The sequence below is a fragment of the Sorangium sp. So ce176 genome, assembly GCF_051519835.1.
Classification (GTDB): Bacteria; Myxococcota_A; Polyangia; order Polyangiales; family Polyangiaceae; genus Sorangium; species Sorangium cellulosum_G.
Map to the genome: position 1 here is coordinate 10,686,084 of NZ_CP150371.1, position 15,960 is coordinate 10,702,043.

At 73.1% G+C, this 15,960-nt stretch carries 11 protein-coding genes; 5 read left to right on the forward strand and 6 right to left on the reverse strand.

Features of this window, described 5'->3' with window-relative positions; translation table 11 throughout:
* Positions 1-88 precede the first annotated feature (88 nt).
* The 3 genes from WMF42_RS40415 to WMF42_RS40425 all read left to right on the forward strand — a co-directional run bounded on the left by WMF42_RS40415 (position 89) and on the right by WMF42_RS40425 (position 5,891).
* Positions 89-2,452 carry an AAA family ATPase gene (locus WMF42_RS40415; protein ID WP_061610969.1) on the forward strand — a complete coding sequence of 788 codons (2,364 nt, stop codon included), beginning with the start codon at positions 89-91 and terminating at the stop codon, positions 2,450-2,452.
* A 247-nt stretch (positions 2,453-2,699) separates the two neighbouring features.
* Entirely contained in the window at positions 2,700-3,263 is a 564-nt protein-coding gene (locus tag WMF42_RS40420) for a hypothetical protein (RefSeq protein WP_434043872.1), read from the forward strand.
* Between the two features lie 561 nt (positions 3,264-3,824).
* The gene (locus tag WMF42_RS40425; protein ID WP_061610968.1) at positions 3,825-5,891 is read left to right on the forward strand and encodes a hybrid sensor histidine kinase/response regulator; all 2,067 of its coding nucleotides are present in this window, start codon (positions 3,825-3,827) and stop codon (positions 5,889-5,891) included.
* A 13-nt stretch (positions 5,892-5,904) separates the two neighbouring features.
* On the opposite strand, the gene WMF42_RS40430 is transcribed toward WMF42_RS40425, so the two are convergent.
* Positions 5,905-6,426 (reverse strand): M17 family peptidase N-terminal domain-containing protein, encoded by a 522-nt coding sequence (locus tag WMF42_RS40430; RefSeq protein WP_061610967.1) that lies wholly within the window; start codon positions 6,424-6,426, stop codon positions 5,905-5,907.
* 4 nt (positions 6,427-6,430) lie between these two features.
* Positions 6,431-8,053: a thiamine pyrophosphate-binding protein gene (locus WMF42_RS40435; RefSeq protein ID WP_437688373.1), complete on the reverse strand. Its 1,623-nt coding sequence runs from the start codon at positions 8,051-8,053 to the stop codon at positions 6,431-6,433.
* A 1,684-nt stretch (positions 8,054-9,737) separates the two neighbouring features.
* On the opposite strand from WMF42_RS40435, the gene WMF42_RS40440 reads away from it, so the two are divergent.
* Positions 9,738-9,935: a hypothetical protein gene (locus tag WMF42_RS40440; RefSeq protein WP_233562150.1), complete on the forward strand. Its 198-nt coding sequence runs from the start codon at positions 9,738-9,740 to the stop codon at positions 9,933-9,935.
* Between the two features lie 150 nt (positions 9,936-10,085).
* On the opposite strand, the gene WMF42_RS40445 is transcribed toward WMF42_RS40440, so the two are convergent.
* The 3 genes from WMF42_RS40445 to WMF42_RS40455 form a co-directional block, all read right to left on the reverse strand.
* On the reverse strand, positions 10,086-11,354 hold the full coding sequence (locus tag WMF42_RS40445; protein WP_437688374.1) for a hypothetical protein: 1,269 nt from the start codon (positions 11,352-11,354) through the stop codon (positions 10,086-10,088).
* A 184-nt stretch (positions 11,355-11,538) separates the two neighbouring features.
* Positions 11,539-12,735 carry an aminotransferase class V-fold PLP-dependent enzyme gene (locus WMF42_RS40450; RefSeq protein ID WP_061611393.1) on the reverse strand — a complete coding sequence of 399 codons (1,197 nt, stop codon included), beginning with the start codon at positions 12,733-12,735 and terminating at the stop codon, positions 11,539-11,541.
* 256 nt (positions 12,736-12,991) lie between these two features.
* Positions 12,992-14,509 (reverse strand): vWA domain-containing protein, encoded by a 1,518-nt coding sequence (locus WMF42_RS40455; RefSeq protein WP_437688375.1) that lies wholly within the window; start codon positions 14,507-14,509, stop codon positions 12,992-12,994.
* Between the two features lie 387 nt (positions 14,510-14,896).
* Here WMF42_RS40455 and WMF42_RS40460 point away from each other — a divergent pair, with 387 nt between their 5' ends.
* A complete protein-coding gene (locus WMF42_RS40460; RefSeq protein WP_061611841.1) occupies positions 14,897-15,442 on the forward strand; it encodes a chalcone isomerase family protein in 546 nt (181 codons plus the stop codon).
* Positions 15,443-15,457: 15 nt separating this feature from the next.
* Here the strand turns inward: WMF42_RS40460 and WMF42_RS40465 are convergent, their stop codons facing one another.
* Positions 15,458-15,907, reverse strand: a complete 450-nt coding sequence (locus tag WMF42_RS40465; RefSeq protein ID WP_061611842.1) for a universal stress protein — start codon at positions 15,905-15,907, stop codon at positions 15,458-15,460.
* Between the last annotated feature and the right edge of the window lie 53 nt (positions 15,908-15,960).

The window sequence follows — 15,960 nt, forward strand, 5'->3', positions numbered from 1 at the left end:
CGCTCGCAGGCGCGGATCGGCGCCGCGGCGCAGGGCGCCCGGCGGGCTCCACGCCAACGGGCGGCGAAAGGCGCTATGTTGCGCCGCCATGGTCGCCCGGAAGCTGCCCGCCAGCGAGTGCCGCAAGATCGTCGAGCCCGAGAGCTTCCGCTTCTCCACGACGGAGGAGGTCGCGCCGCTGTCCGCGGGCATCGGCTCGCAGGAGCGCGCCCTCGCCGCGCTCGCCTTCGGCCTCGACATCCGCCAGCCCCGCTTTCACGTCGTCGTCGTCGGCGCGCCGGGCACGGGCCGCACGTTCTGCGCGCGCGCCGTCGCGAAGCGCATCGCCGCGAGCCGCCCCACGCCCGACGACATCCTCCTCCTGCCGAACCCCCACCGCCCGAGCGAGCCCACGGTCCTGTCGCTCCCCCCCGGCGAGGGCCGCCCCTTCGTCGAGGCGATGGAGGAGCTCCACGAGAAGCTCGTCGACGCGCTCCGGGGCGCCACCGAGGGCGAGCGCTTCAAGCAGGCGCGCGGCAAGATCCAGCGCCGCGTCAACGCCGAGGAGCGCCGGCTCGAGGAGCAGCTCAAGGCCGCCGCGCGCGAGCTCGGCCTCGACCTCGTCCGCGGCGAGGACGAGGTGCAGATCACCTCGCTCGAGGACTCCTCGAGCGCGCCGGCCGGCGAGGCCCTGCTCGCCGTCGCCGGATTCATCGAGGAGTTCGAGATGCGGCTCGCCACGGTGCAGGACGAGGCCGACGTCGAGCTGCGCAGCGTCGTGAAGCAGCTCCTCAGCGACGGCGTGAAGGGCTGCTTCCAGCCCGTCCTCGCGCGCTTCGAGGGGCGCGACGACATCAGCGCCTTCCTCGCGGACGTCGAGACGGTCGTCTCGAAGGAGTTCCGCCTGCTCGTCGACGAGGCGCGCGGCGAGGAGGGCGGCGCCACGCTCCCGCGCGGCGTCGTCGTCCCGACGCTGCTCACCGAGCACACGCCCGACTCCGGCGCCCCCGTCGTCGAGGTCCCCTACCCCACGCTGAGCGCCCTGTTCGGCCGCACGCACGCGCCGCCCGACTCCGGCTTCCCGCCGGAGCCCGGCTTCGCCGTCGCGGGCGCGCTCCACGAGGCGGCCGGCGGCTTCCTCATCCTGCCCGCGGGCGCGCTCCTCAAGAACGAGGCGCTCTACGAGCAGCTCAAGGCCTGCCTGCTCGCGGGCAAGTTCATCGTGCCCGAGCACAACCCGTCGTACTTCCGCGGCACCGCCGAGGAGCTGCTCTTCCCGCCGATCCCGATCGACGTGAAGGTCGTCCTCGTCACGAACCCGCAGCTCTACCAGGACCTTCACGACGCCGATCCGGAGTTCTCGCAGCTCTTCAAGGTGCAGGCGCGCTTCGAGACGACGATCTCGCTCGAGCAGGCGTTCGTCACGTACCCCACGTTCCTCGCCGGCTTCGCGCACGATCGGGGCCTGCCGCCGATCACGGCCGACGGCGTGACCGCGCTCCTCTTCCACGGCGGGCGCCTCGCCGAGAGCCAGACCAAGGTGAGCGCCCAGATCGGGCTCATCGCCGAGGTCGCGACTGAGGCCGGCTACCGCGCCCAGCGCCGCGGCCGCAAGGTCGTCGACGGCCCCGAGGTCAACGAGGCGCTCGAGTCGGCGCGCCGCCGCGGCAGCCATTTCCGCGACCACGTCCACGAGATGCTCTCCGACGGGACGATCCGCATCGACGTGACCGGCCGCCACGTCGGGCAGGTCAACGCGATCTCGGTCCTCTCCGACGGCCCCCAGACGTTCGGCCGCCCGTGCCGGGTGACGGCGGTCGTCTACCCGGGCCTCGAGGGCCCGGTGAACATCGCGCGCGAGGTCGAGATGTCCGGCCCGCTCCACAGCAAGGGCGTGCTCGTCCTCACGGGCTTCCTCGCCGCCCGGTTCGCCCAGCGCCGCCCGCTCTCGTTCGGCGCCTCGCTCGTCTTCGAGCAGACCTACGAGCCCATCGAGGGCGACAGCGCCTCCTCCAGCGAGCTCTACGCGCTCCTGTCGGCGCTCTCCGGCGTCCCGATCCGGCAGGAGCTCGCCGCGACCGGCAGCATCGATCAGCAGGGGAGCATCCAGCCCGTGGGCGGCATCAACGAGAAGATCGAGGCCTTCTTCGACCTGTGCGCCGCCAAGGGCCTGACGGGCGAGCAGGGGGTGCTGATCCCGAGCGCCAACCGCGACGCGCTCATGCTGCGGGGCGACGTGGTCACCTCGATCGAGGCCGGCCGCTTCCACGTCTTCGAGGTGAGCTCGGTGGAAGAGGGCATCGAGATCATCACCGGCGTCCCGGCCGGCGTCGCGGGCGCGGACGGCAGGTATCCGGAAGGGACCGTATTCCACGCGGCGGACCAGCGGCTCGAGCGCTTCTACCAGGCGATCGCCGACACGATGAGAGGGGGGCCGGGCGTGGATCCTCGGAGCATGCTCAGGGGTCGCTGAGGAGGGCCGAGCCCCGGAGCATCGTCCGGGGTCGCCAGGGAGGACCGATGGCCGCGAAGCGCACAGCCAAGCCACGGGCGCCCGCCGCGCAGCGCTTCGATCCGGCCGCGGCCCGCCCCGACAAGGTCGCGCGCGCCGCCGGGCTGCCCGGGGAGCCCGCCGGGTGATCCCGCGCGCGCCCCGCCTCCCCGCGCCCCCGCAGCCGGCCCAGGCCCCGCGAGCCGGACAGCCGCCCGCGCACCCCGCCGTGGATCCCGCCGCTGCGCCGCCGACCCACCCCGGCGATCCCCGCGCCATCTACGCCTACGCCGCGCACGTCGTCGGCCAGTCGCTCGCGTGGGAGGGGAACTACAAGGCGGCGGCCGCCTCGCTGCGCGACGTCCCGCGGGACTGGATACCTCCGCAGGTACGGCTGCTCCTCCTGAGCAACCTCGCCCAGTGGCAGCTCTGCGCCGGCGACATCGACGCGGCCCGGCGGCTCCTCGACGACCTCGACGAGGATCGCGCGCCGCCGTCGGTGCGGCCGCTCGTGCGGGGGGCGCGCGCCGCGGTGCTCGTGCGCGCGGGGGACCCCGAGGGAGCGCTCTCCCTTGTCGGCCGCCGCGACGGCGAGCGCGACGAGCCGCCCGAGGTGCGCCAGCGCTACCGCATCACCCGGGCGCACGCGCTCGCCGCGCGGGGCGACCTCGCCGCCGCGCGCGCGGAGCTCCGCCGGGTGGTCGACGACGTCGGCGTCGACGAGCTCTGCCGCTGGATCCCCGCGGGCGGGCCGGCGCGGGCCACCATGATCGAGCTCATCGACGAGGGGTGATCGACTCGCGCCATCCGCTCTCTCCCGGCTGCCGCCGCTCTCCCGGTTCGCCGCTGGATTGACGCTCAGCAGCTCTCCAGACAGGCCGTGAGCTCCGCGCTGCGCGCACTCACGTCCTCGTTGCGGGGGCAGGCGCACCGCCCGTGCGCGACAGCGCTCCAGCCCAGCGCTCGAGTCGAGCGTGGATGGTGCCCACATGCGCGCTGTCAATCATCATTTCCCTGATTCGTCATCTGGGATCCTCCCGACTCCCGTTCGGGGCGGTTCGGGCCAACGGAGCGCACCCGGCGCGTACCTGCTGGGATTCCGGTGGACGGTGCGGAGCGCAACGTCGCGGGCGGGTGGCGTCTGTTAAACAAAGGATGCTGTACGCAAAGTGCAACGGGCCAGGTAGGCTTTTCGCGTCGGCCGGGGGAGAACGCATGCCAACCTGCACGGGTGGCCAATGAGCGCGGGGGCGCCACGGAGGGGTATCGGCGAGTGCTGCACCGATCTGGCCAGGCGCATGCGCCCCCTCAGGGCGGCAATCCCCGCTCGCCGGAGCCCGCGCGGGGGGCTCCCGTGAACCGTCCATCCGACACCGCGCCTCCACGCATCCTGGTCGTGGACGACAGCCCCACGTACCTGCACCAGGTCGCGGCGGCGATGCGCGAGGAGGGCTACGTCCCGGTGCTCGCCCACTCCGGGGAGGAGGCGCTCGCGCGGCTCACGTCGGCGCGCGTCGACGGCATCGTGCTCGACATGGTGATGCCGGGTCTCTCGGGTCCTGCCACGTGCCTCCGCATCAAGGCCAACGCCGCCTGGCGTCCGATCCCGCTCCTGATGCTCACCGGCCGCGACGACCACAAGGCGATCCTCGACGCCCTCTCGGCCGGCGCCGACGACTTCGTCATGAAGTCGGGCGAGCTCACCGTGCTCAAGGCCCGCGTGCGCGCCCAGCTCCGCCGCAAGCACTACGAGGACGAGAACCGCAGGATGCGCGAGCTGCTCCTGCGCCGGGAGATGGAGGCGGCCGAGGCGCGCGCCGATCGGCGCCTCAAGCAGAGCGAGGAGCGGTTCCGCCTGCTCGTGGAGGGCGTCCAGGACTACGCCATCTTCATGCTCGATCCCGCGGGCCGCATCGCGAGCTGGAACCCGGGCGCCGAGCGCATCAACGGGTACCGCGCCGACGAGATCATCGGCCGCCATTGCTCGGTCCTCTACCCGTCGGAGGACATCGAGCTCGGCAGGCCCGGCGCGGAGCTCGACGCCACGGTGGAGATCGGCCGCTCCGTCCAGGAGGGCTACCGCGTCCGCAAGGACGGCATGCGCTACTGGGCCAACGAGGTCATCAGCGTCCTCTTCGACGAGGCCGGGCGCCTGCGCGGCTTCGCGAAGGTCACCCGGGACGCCACCGAGCGCCGCCGGGTCCACGAGGCGCAGCGCATCCTCGTCTCGGCCGGGCAGATCCTCGCCGAGTCGCTCGACTTCGAGGAGACGCTGCGCCGCGTGGTCCGCGTCGCGCTCCCCGATTTCGCGTCGATCTGCGTGCTGCTCCTCCAGGACGAGTCCGGCGCGATCGAGCGGCAGGTGACCGCCCACGCGGATCCCTCCATGGCGGCGGCGACCGAGCTCCTCGGCAAGATCACGGCCGACTCGGCCGCGCGCGGCATCGGCAAGGTCCTCCGCACGGCGCAGCCGGAGCTCATCCCGAGGGTGACCGACTCGTTCGTCCGCGCGATCTCCTTCGACCAGGCGCACTACGAGGCGCTGCGCTCGCTCTCCCTGGCCTCGCACCTCACGGTCCCGCTGACCGCGCGCGGCCGGACGCTGGGCACGCTCTCGTTCGCCTCCACGCACCGGCGCTACGACGCCGTCGATCTCGATCTCGCGCAGGATCTCGCGCGGCGCGCGGCGCTGGCCGTCGACAACGCCCGTCTCTACCGGGAGGCGCAGCTCGCGGTGCGCGCGCGCGACGACTTTCTCACGATCGCCTCGCACGAGCTCCGCACGCCGCTCACGCCCATGCAGCTCCAGGTCGACGGCCTCCTGCGCGCCGGAAAGCGCGGCGGCCTCACGCCCGAGCGCGCGACGCCGCGGCTGGAGATGATCAAGCGCCAGGTCGAGCGGCTCGCCCGGCTCATCACGAACCTGCTCGACATCTCGCGCATCTCCGCGGGACGCCTGCAGCTCGAGCTCGAGGACGTCGACCTCGCGGCCACGCTGAGCGAGGTGCTGGAGCGCTTCCGCGAGGAGCTCTCGGCCGCGGGCTGCCCGGTCAACCTGTCGATCCCCGCGTCGCTCCACGGCCGGTGGGATCGCCTCCGGCTCGACCAGATCGTCACGAACCTCATCTCGAACGCGATCAAGTACGGCGCCGGCAAGCCGATCGACGTCGAGCTCGTCGAGATCGCGGACCGCGCCCGCCTGACCGTGCGCGATCGCGGCATCGGCATCGCCCCGGACCAGCAGGCCCGCATCTTCGAGCGCTTCGAGCGCGCCGTCTCCAGCGAGAACTACAGCGGCTTCGGCATGGGCCTGTGGATCGTGCGGCAGATCGCGGACGCGCTCGGGGCGACGATCCAGGTCGAGAGCCGCCCGGGCGAGGGCGCGACCTTCACCGTCGACCTGCCGAAGCAGCCTGCCTGACGGCGGGGGGAGGCTACAGCGCCCGCCGCACCCTGCGGCGCTGCTCGATCATGTGCTGCGTGATCTGCTGCCTGCCCTCGGCGCGCTCCACCAGGGTCCACACGTTGTCGCCGCGCTCCCGGCCCGCGCAGTCGAGGAGCGCGTCGGCCGCCTGCTCGGCGGGGATGAGCCCGTCGTGCCGGCCCGGGAGCTCCACCACGGCGACGCGCGTGCAGAGCCCGCCCATGGTCGCCAGCATCCGGCGCACGACCTCGCGGAAGACCGCCTCGTCGAACGCGTCGCGCCGGCCGGCGCCGAACAGGACGAGCTTGTCGAACGCCATGCTCGGCTTGCACGGGATCATGACGACCTCGCCGAGCTCGCAGGTGATCAGCCCCTGCCGCCGGAGGTCCGAGATCCGGCCGCCGAGGCGCCAGTCGCAGAGGCCGGCCACGCCGTGGGCGGGCAGCGCGTCGCTGAAGGGGGCGCACGCGAGCACCTCGGAGTCGAGCTCGTCGAGGCTCTGCAGGTCGGGGGAGATGAACCGGAGCTCCACGGGATCAGACGCTGATCGCGCCCTTGCGGAAGTCGCTCTTCGCGATCTTCACGTTGACGCACGCGGGCCTGCCGCACCGGAACGCCTCGTCCAGCGCGGGCCCGAGCTCCTCCAGCCGCTCCACGAAGGCCCCGAAGCCGCCGAGCGCCTCGACAACGCGGTCGTACCGGGTGAAGTCCAGCGACGTCGCGGGCGCGCGGCCCTCGCCGTAGAGCTCCACCTGCCCCCGCCGGATCTGCGTCCACGCCGCGTCGTTCCCGATCACGCTCACGACGGGGATGCCCTGGCGCGCCATCGCCTCGAACTCGAGCGCGTGGAACCCGAACGAGCCGTCGCCGTACACGAGGACCACGTTGGCCTCGGGCCGCGCGAGCTTGGCCGCCATCGCGTAGCCCGGCCCGACCCCGAGCGTCCCGAGCGGGCCCGGGTCCATCCAGAGCTGCGGCCACTCGAGCTTCAGCACGTTGGCGGCCGTGGCCACGAAGTCCCCGCCGTCGCCGATCACGATGTCGTCCTTGCCGAGCCGCTTGCCGATCTCCGCGCAGACGCGCAGCGGGTTCGGCGGATCGCTGTCGCTCTGGATCTCGGCCAGCATCTTCGCGCGCGACCGCTCCTCGGCCTCGCGCACGGCCGCGAGCCACGCGTCGGCCGCCTTGCCGGGCACCTCCGCGAGCAGCTGCTCCAGCGCCACGCCGCTGTCCGCGTGGATCCCGAGGTCGACGCGGCGGTTCTTGCCGAGCTCGCCGCCGTCGAGATCGATCTGGACGACCTTCGCGGCCGGGCCGATCGCGCGGCCGTACTCGAGGCGGAAGTCGAACGGCGTCCCGAGCACCACGCAGAGGTCGGTCTGCGACAGCGCGAAGCGGCGCGAGCGGCTCATCAGCCCCGGGTGCGCGTGGGGCAGCGCGCCGCGGGCCATGCCGTTCAGGTAGAAGGGCGCCCTCACCGCGTCGGCGAAGCGGCGCAGCGCGTCCCGCCGCGGCGACCAGCGGAGCTGGCTGCCGACGATGAACATCGGCCGCTCCGCTTCCCGCAGCATCGCCGCCGCGCGCGCGATCTCGGCCGGGTCTCCCCCGGGCCGGGGCGGGGCCATGGGCGCGGTGGTCGGCGCGTCGTCGCCCGCGTAGCCCATCAGCAGGTCGAGCGGCATCTCGAGGAACACAGGGCCCGGCACGTTCGCCTGGGCGACGCGGAAGGCCGAGTCCACGTACTCCTGGATGCGGTCGGTCGACGGGACGGCGGCGCTCCACTTCGAGATGGGGCGCATCAGCTCGACGTGGTTCATGTCCTGGAGCGAGCCCATGTCGGCGAGGGCCCGCGGCCCGGCGCCGCCGATCACCACCATCGGGATCCCGGCGCGCTGCGCGTTGGCGACAGCGGTCACCACGTCGGTGACACCCGGCCCCGCGGTGACCGCGCACACCCCCGGCCTTCCGGTCACCCGCGCGTACCCGTCGGCGGCGTGGCCGGCTGTCTGCTCGTGTCGCACGTCGACGACGCGGATGCCGTCATCCAGGCACCCGTCGTAGATCGCCTGGATGTGCCCGCCGCAGAGGGTGAAGAGGTGCGTCACCCCGTGCCTCGCGAGGGCCTTCGAGACGAGCCTGCCGCCGTGCACCTGCGCCATGGGGCCGGCATATACCACGACCACCCCAGCGTCCTCCCGGCGAGCGGCCCGTCCGCGCGCCGCCGCGCCCGGGCGGAAGCAAGCCGCCTCACACCTCCGGCGCGCTCGGCTCCCGGTGACGACCTCCCCCGGGACGCTCCCGGCGGTCGCGCGGGCCACGCCGCGTCGCGGCGCCGCCGCCGCTGCGGCGGCTGGCGGCGGGCACCCTCACCGTCCCTGGAGAGATGACGGTGAGTTGAAGAGAAAGTTTAGTGTCCTTCCTAACCAACACGTCACATGAAAGCTCTTGAATCTGGAGGGTCAGGATCTTCGGGGTCAGCGCACCAGCCGGCCGCGCGCCGCCTTGCTGGACTTGAACCACGCTATCGCAGGAAGAGGTCGTCTATGCCGCGCCCGAGGGGGAATACCTTCCTTCGTCCGTGCAGCACTGTAAAATTCCAGCATCACTACAGGATGGACGGCGCCCTTGCCGGCGAGATCGTCATCCCATTGGCGGCCGGCGCCTTCGTGTTCCCCTGGCTCGCCCTGTTCTCACCGGGCGAACACATGATATAGTTGGCTCCTTATTGCGGCTGCCAGCTCGACACCGCCATCCCTCTCGGCCTCTCCCGGTGCCCCTGCCCTGCAGCCGCCGGTCTGGGAGACGGCCTCGATCCCGGCACGAGGGGGCGAGCCCGCCGGGGACCGGCGCCGCGGCCGCCCGCGAGGCGCGCAACCTGGCGGAAACAATTGGGCGGGGGACGAGGTGGTCGCGCGCGTGAGCATCTGTGAGGAACATGACCCGCTCACCACCACCGATGAACGCTCCGTGCGCAGGGTGGTTGGTGAGAAACAGCATCTCCTGCGCGCGGCCCGGGCGATCGCTGTCTCCGGGCGCTCGGCGAGGGAGGGCCGCTGTGACCGGAGGGCGGCTCCGGAACGCCGCGGCGTGACCGCGGCGCCCCCGCCCGTCGCGCTGACATACGATCTCCTTTCGGTGTGCGCGCCAACTCCCCTGGGGTACGCCAGCCTCGACGGGCTTGAGATGCCATCGCGCCGCCGCGGCGTTCTCGTGGGGTCCCTGCGTGAGATGGAGCCATCGTGTGTGATGCTCTCGTCGACGCAGGCCTCACACCCTACGTCCCGACCGTCGGACCCGCGCGCGGCGCGCCTCCGTGGGCGCGTGCCGGACGCCCGATCGCCGCGAGACGCTGACCTCACCGGGCCGGGCTCGTCTCCGTCCATGGCAAATCATTTCATCGAGGCGCGATCAGTTACGGTTCTACACGCCCCTCGTGCGCCGAGGAGGCCTTGTTCCTCGGAGAATTTGCGCGCCGCCCTCGTGGGTTGTAGTGCGCTGGCTCCCCCCTTCTCGCAGCGTTGATTTCGAACATCCTGTGTTCACAGAACGTTACCCAATACACCAAACTAACGCGTGACTGCTTACATGAGCTGGCGAGGTTGTTGTTTTCTATTTCGGGAAAGCTCTGTATCGGTTATGCGGAATAAGAGGACGCGCAATCGCGCTTCGCTGGAGTAGCATCTTTCTATGTCGGAGCCGCCTAGTAGCAGTAGCAGTCAGTTGATCCGGATTCCCATCGTGCTGGCGCTCGACTGCAGCCCGAGTTTTCTGGCTCGTTGCCGCAGGGTTGCAGCGCGGGCACGCTTCCTTGTCCGCTCCTGCGAGGCGGCGTCGGCGTGGGCGGTGGCTGTTCGCCTCCGCCCGCTGGCGATCGTCTTGCCGAGCCACCTGCACGACCGCGCGCCGCGCACATTCGAGCTGCTCGCGGAGGACGCGGGCGCGCGCCTCGTCGTCGTGGAGTCCGAGCAGCTGCCTGCTGGCGAGCTCGAAGGGCACATCACCCACGCGATCGGCGAGGCGAGCCGCGCCCGGGGCGCGTAGCGCCGCTCGGTCGAGCCGCCGCGGCTGACGCGGCTGACGACCGCGGGCTCGGCGGCAGGCTCGGTCGCTGCGCGCGCGACCGCTGCGGCGTCGAGCGCCGCCGGGCTCAACAGCGCTGACGCAGCCGCCGGGGAGCGCGCGTCGAGGGCCTCAGTCGACGCGGATGCCCGCGCTGAACCGGAAGCCCCAGGTGTGGTCGAGCGGCGGGCCGAGCTCCTCGTCGAAGGGCAGCAGCAGCCCCGTTCGGATGAACGTGAGCCTGCGCTCGATCGTGAGGAACGGCTCGAGGGCGAGCACGTAGAGGTTGCGCGCGACAGCGTGCCGGACGCCCACGTTGTCGAACGTGGGCAGCGCCATGCCCTGCACGCGCAGGCCGCCGCCGATGCTGTGGCCGATCTGGATCTCGGCGGCGTGCTGGATCGCGAGCTCGTACTCCTCGTTGCGGCCGAGCGGGATGTAGAGCACGGGCTCGAGCTGGGCGCGCGCGATCAGCGGGCCGAAATGGGCCTCGGCGCCGAGGCGCGCGTGGATCGGGAGGATGCTCGGGAAGTACTCGTGGAGGTCCCAGTAGGCCCGGCTCGCGCCGACCGGCTCGTAGCTTTTGTGGTCGTGGGTCTGTCCCGAGAGCGTCGCCAGCCCGACGGCGCCGCCCACCGTGAGCCAGAGCCTCTGGCCGGCGTGGACGATGTGGTGAGCGCCGAACGTGACGTTGCCGAGCACGGCGTCGGTGCCCTCGTCGATCGCGAGCCCGAAGGGGACGCGGACGTCGAGGAAGGTGTGCCCGGAGAACGGCATGCGGGCGAAGAGCGAGACAGCGAGCCCGGAGACGTCGCTGTCGCCGCCGGTGAACGACGACGTCTCCACGCCGATCGCGCCGCGCCGGCCGAGCGGGATGTTCGCCCGGTTGAGCGTCCCCTCGCCCGGCGCGGGCGTCGGCGGCGGCGGGGGCCCGAACGCGTCGTCCGGGAGGGCTATCCAGGGGTCGAACGCGGCGCGCCCGCGGCCGGCGTCGGGCCCGCCCGGGGATGCCGCAGGGGGCGCGGCCTGGGCGGGCGGCGCGGCCTCCGCGGCTGGCGCGGCGGCGTCAGCAGGCGGCGCGCCCTCGGCAGGCGACACGGCCCCGGCAGCCGGCGCGCCGACCGGCGGCGGTCCTCCTGGCCCGGGCGGCGCTCCTGGCGCGGGCGCGCCCGCAGCCGGCGGGACGGGGGCCGCGGTCGCCGACGGCTGCGGCGCGCCGGGCGCCGGAGGCGTCGCTGCCGGAGCAGGAGGGGCGGGCGGCGTTCCTGCCGGCGAGGACGCGGCGGGCGCAGGGCTCGTCGCCGGGGCGGGCGACACGGGCTGCGCGACGGACGGCGACGCGGCGAGGGTCGATGCGGCCAGGCAGGCAAGCGAGGACAAGACCAGGATTCGACGTGGCATCGGGTCTCCTTGGGGGCGCGCATCCTATCTGCTCGCGAGGCGCGCGCGCGCTGCTCCCGCGAGCGCTGGCCGCTCGTCGCGCCGCCTGCTCCCGCCGGCGCTGGCCGCGCGGGCGCGCTCTGCTCCCGCGAGCGACGCGTCGAGCGGAGGCGGTGAGCACGGCAGGCAGCGTCGCGCCACGGCGCTACGCCAGCGCCGCGAGCGCCGCCGCGAGCCGCTCGTAGTGCGACCGCTCGTTGTAGATCTGGGCCGAGATCCGGAGCCACCGCCGGGGCGACGCGGGCCACGCGAACACCGGCACCTCGATGCCCCAGCGGTCGAGGAGCGCGTCCTGGAGCGGATCGAGGCGCGGCGGCGACGACGGCGCGTCGGGGAGCGGCAGCGTCGCGAGCGCGCCGATCATCGCGTCGGGGCCCGGCGGCCGGCAGCCGAGCGCCTCGCACAGGAGGTCGCGCGCGGCCAGCGCCGTCGCCCGGTTGTGGGCCCGGAGCGCGGGCCAGCCGCCGGGCAGGAGCGCGCCGAGGAAGCGGATCGCGTCCGCGACGCAGAGGGCCGCGCTGGGATCGGACGTGCCCGTCCAGTCGAACTCGAGCAGGAAGCGCGACCGGTCGGCGCGCGGCGAGCTGGCGCCGTGGCTGATGACGAGCGGGCGGATCGCGCCCTGCCTGTCCCGCCGCACGTGGAGGAACCCCGCGCCCTTCGGCGCGCACAGCCACTTGTGGCAGTTGCCTGTGTAATAGGCGGCCCCGAGGGCGCGGAGGTCGAGCGGCACCATGCCGGGCGCGTGCGCCCCGTCGATGAGCAGGTCGACGCCGCGCCCCGCGAGCTCGGCGGCCAGCGCGGCGACGGGGAACACGAGCCCTGTCGGGCTGGTCACGTGGTCGACGAGGACGAGCCGCGTCCGGGGCCCGACGGCCGCGAGCACCGCCTCGACCACCTGCTCGGGCGCCTCGATGGGGAACGGCACCGCCGCGACAACGACGCGCGCCCCGGCGCGGGCCGCGGCGGCCTCGGCCGCGTTGCGGCAGGCGTTGTACCCGTGATCGGTGACGCAGATCTCGTCGTCCGCCCCGAGCGGGAGCGACCGCAGCACCGTGTTCACCCCGGCGGTCGCGTTGGGCACGAACACGAGGTCCTCCGGGTCGGCGCCGACGAAGGAGGCGAGCTCCCCCCGGGCCGCGTCGAGCAGCGGCTCGATCTCGCGGAGGAAGAAGCGGACCGGCTGGCGCTCCATCTGGTCGCGGTAGCGCTGCTGCGCCTCGAGCACCGCCCGCGGGCAGGCGCCGAACGAGCCGTGGTTCAGGAAGGTGACTCCCGGTTCGAGGGGCCAGAGCGCGCGCACGGCGCCGGCGGGCGGGTCGGGGAAGACGTTCGGGCTCATGGTGAGGGTCGGGAGGCGGGCGTGGCGAGATGTCGGAGCGACCGGAGCAATGTCGCGCGGGACCCGCTCCCCTGTCGAGGGGCACCCGAACCGTATCCACGTTGATCCATGATGGACTGGACAATCCATGTTGATTGGTTGATCAACCATGACCGGGGTGCCCCGGGTTCGGAGGACCCCGTCAACCCGTCCATCATGGACCCCTCATTGGTCCATCATGGACTCGAGACGCGCTGTCGGCGCTTCCCGGAGCAGCTCAGCGACCCGACCAGACAGGAGAAGCGCTGTTCATCTGGAGCGCATCCATGCGCCGCGCCGCGGGCGGGGCCGCCGCGGCGGCGCGCGCCGTCTTCCGCGCGCTCGCCACGGCAGCGGCCGCGTGGGCGGCGCGCTCCTTCTCCGGGGCCGACCGGGCGCGCGCCGCCTGCTGCCGGAGCCGCTCCTCGGCCGCGGCGAGCTTCGCCTCGGCCGCGCCGAAGTTGCCCGAGCTCACGTCCTGGGCGGCGTCGAGCTGCGCCATGCCCGTCTCGATCACCGCGGCGAGGGTCTGGGTCTTCTCGTTCGGGTGCGCGGCGACAAGGCTCGGGTCGCTCGTCACGTCGTAGCGAGCCACGACCTCCTGCACGCGGGGGACGTTGCCGTTCTCGGGGTCGCGGAAGTGCAGCCGCACGCTCGCGAGCGGGTGCGAGCCGGCGGCCGGCGCGGTGACCCGCGCCCGCACGAGCATCTCGCGGTGCTGCCCGCCGAACATCGTGCCGAGGAGCACCCGGATCGCGCCGCCGGACCGGTCGGTGCGCTCGTTGGGCACGTCGATCAGCTCCACGCCGGGCGCCGGGACGATCTCGACGAACGCCCCCGTCGCCGCCGTCGTCTGGAGCAGGGCGAGCTCGCGCTCGAGGACGGAGGACATCTGGCGCGCCTCGGTGAGGTGGTACAGCCGGCCGCTGGAGCCGACGGCGAGCGCGTTGAGCGTGCGCTCGTCGTAGTCGGCCCCGACCCCGAGCGAGGTGATCTGCATCCCGCGGGCAGCGCCGCGCTGGGCGAGCGCGCCGAGGACGTCCGGCGAGGAGGGCCCGACGTTCGCCTGGCCGTCCGAGATGAGCACCACGCGCCGGACCGCGTGCGTGGACGGCGCCATAACCGCGTGCTTCTCCGCGAGCCGGAGGCCGTCGAAGAGGTTGGTGCTGCCCTCGGGGGCGATCGCGGCGATGGCGCGCGCCACCGCCGGCCGCGTGGCGGGGCCGAGCACGGTGGGCGCCACGCGCTCCTGCGCCGCGTCGGCGAACGACGCGAGCGACACAACGTCGCCGTCGGGCAGCCCGTCGACGAACGCCTGCGCCGCCGCGCGGGCGTGCTCGATCTTCGCGCCCTGCATCGAGCCGGAGGCGTCCACGAGCAGCGCGACCGCGGCCGGTGCCCGCGCCCGCTTCGACGACGCGCGGGCCGCCGGGACGTCGACCCACACGCCGAGCTGCGTCTCGCGCGTCCCCGGCAGCATGAAGTCGCTCGCGCCCGCGGCGCCGATCCAGACGCCCCGCGTCGCGCCGGACGCCGGCTCCGGCGCCGGGGCGTCGGCCGCCGCCGGTGCCGCGGCCGCCGCCGGAGCGTCGTCCGCCGCCGGTGCCGCGGCCACCGCCGCGCGCTCTTCCAGCGCCGCCCCGGCGGCCGGCGCGCCCGGCGCGGCCGCGGCGCCCGTACCCGGCGGCGTCGCCACGCCGGCCGCGCAGCCAAGCGCCGCCCATCCCATCAGCAATCCAGCGAGCATCGTCCGCATCGAGGGGCTCCTTCCGCCGCAGGCCATGACGCGGCCACCGGAGGACCTCGCGTCCTCCGCCGCGTTCTCTCGGCCCCCGCAGCGCGCGGCTTCTACGGACCGGTCTGGAAAAAGATCTCGCGGAGCGCCCGCGCCACCGGAACCAGCCCTCGCCCGGCGGCGCGCCGCCGCCTCACGTCCAGAGCCCCCTCCGAGCACACGTCCGTGGGTCGTCCCTGCCTGACTCCAGGGCGCAACTCGCGATCTCGCAAGAACGGCGACTCCCCACGTCCCTCCCGTCCGTGGTCCAGGTCTTGCGAACGCTGGCCGTGGACAGGTGATCCCCGGAGCGCGGCGCCCGGGCGCGGTGCGCCGCAGAAGCCGGCGATACCGGAGGAGGTCGAACCGATGAAACTCGCTCGAAGCAAATCTCCAGCGTCTCTCGCCGCGTTCGCGGCGATCTTCCTGGCTGTCGCGAGCCTCTTCGCTTTACCGGACTACACGCTCACGGGCACCGGAGTCCGCGTGAGGACGGTCGGTGTGGCCAGCATCGAGGTGTACAGGATCAGCCATTACATGGAGGAGCTCCCGCAAACGCGGTCGAAGCAGGCTGTCATCGACATGGATACGGGGAAGAAGTTCGTCTGGACGATGCTGCGCGACGTCGACCGCGCGAGCATCGTCAAGGCGCTGAGAGACGCCTATGCGATGAACGACTATACCGACACGGCGAAGATCGGGAGGTTCGTGGCGGCGTTCGCGGGTGACCTGAAGGCGGGATCGGAGGTCACCATCGAGTACGACGCGCGCGCGAAGACGACCACGGTCACCGTCCCCGGCGGCGGGACCGCCACCGTCGGCGGCCTCGACTTCATGAAGGCCACCTGGCGCATCTGGTTCGGCAAGATCGACCAGCCGCAGCTCGCGGACGAGCTGATCGCCAAGCTGCGCTGACGGCGGGGATCGTCGTCAGTCCGACGGCCTGTCGCGCACCACGAGCACCGACCGGCTCGTGTGGTTCACGACCTTCGCCGCGGTCGTCCCGAGCACCTTGTCGATGCCCGAGTACCCGTGCGACCCGATCACGATGAGATCGGCGTTCTCCTCATCGGCCGTCCGGCAGATGACCTCCCAGGCGACGCCGACGTGGACCACGAGCTTCGCGAGGAGCTCGGGCGGCACGTCGCGCGCGAGCTGCTCCAGCTCCTCGCGGTCGCCCCGCTCCAGGATCTCGGGGACGCGGGTCGGGGACTCGTTCATGGCCTCGGCCGGGAGGCTGTGGTGCAGGCCGATGCCGCGGACGAGCACGAGGCGGCCGCCGAGCTTCTGCGCGAGGTCCACGCCCTCCGCGAGGATGAGAGGCGCCCTGGGAGAGCTGTCCAGGGCAACGAGGATGGTCCGGGGGTGCTTGAGGCTCATGGCGTCCGCCTTTCGTGCGGTGGCTTTCCTGGGACTCTTTAGCCGACTCCGCG

What these genes read in the sequence shown, in the direction of transcription:
- WMF42_RS40415 (WP_061610969.1), top strand. Translation starts at nt 89, where the DNA reads ATGGTCGCCCGGAAGCTGCCCGCCAGCGAGTGCCGCAAGATCGTCGAG.
- WMF42_RS40435 (WP_437688373.1), bottom strand. Translation starts at nt 8,053, where the DNA reads ATGGCGCAGGTGCACGGCGGCAGGCTCGTCTCGAAGGCCCTCGCGAGG.
- WMF42_RS40445 (WP_437688374.1), bottom strand. Translation starts at nt 11,354, where the DNA reads ATGCCACGTCGAATCCTGGTCTTGTCCTCGCTTGCCTGCCTGGCCGCA.
- WMF42_RS40450 (WP_061611393.1), bottom strand. Translation starts at nt 12,735, where the DNA reads ATGAGCCCGAACGTCTTCCCCGACCCGCCCGCCGGCGCCGTGCGCGCG.
- WMF42_RS40455 (WP_437688375.1), bottom strand. Translation starts at nt 14,509, where the DNA reads ATGCGGACGATGCTCGCTGGATTGCTGATGGGATGGGCGGCGCTTGGC.
- WMF42_RS40460 (WP_061611841.1), top strand. Translation starts at nt 14,897, where the DNA reads ATGAAACTCGCTCGAAGCAAATCTCCAGCGTCTCTCGCCGCGTTCGCG.
- WMF42_RS40465 (WP_061611842.1), bottom strand. Translation starts at nt 15,907, where the DNA reads ATGAGCCTCAAGCACCCCCGGACCATCCTCGTTGCCCTGGACAGCTCT.